We start from the raw sequence: 279 nt of genomic DNA, 5'->3' as shown, positions 1-279 counted from the left end.
ACTGATGCACTTGTTGACTCAGATGCTGATACTGATGCACTTGTTGATTCAGATGCTGATACTGATGCACTTGTTGACTCAGATGCTGATACTGATGCGCTTGTTGACTCAGACGCTGATACTGATGCACTTGTTGACTCAGATGCTGATACTGATGCACTTTTTGATTCAGACGCGGATACTGATGCACTTGTTGACTCAGATGCTGATACTGATGCACTTGTTGATTCAGATGCTGATACTGATGCACTTGTTGACTCAGATGCTGATACTGATGCG

1 protein-coding gene is annotated in these 279 nt (G+C 43.7%); it reads right to left on the bottom strand.

Translation table 11 applies throughout. The annotated features are described in order from the left end of the window. Positions 1-279: hypothetical protein (locus tag C1G57_RS11450; protein ID WP_193434474.1), on the bottom strand; the 279-nt coding region annotated here is incomplete at both ends.

Source organism: Streptococcus suis, assembly GCF_002960425.1.
Lineage (GTDB): Bacteria > Bacillota > Bacilli > Lactobacillales > Streptococcaceae > Streptococcus > Streptococcus suis_S.
The sequence above is the reverse complement of the archived record's forward strand: the minus strand, read 5'-3'. Positions and strand labels throughout refer to the sequence as shown.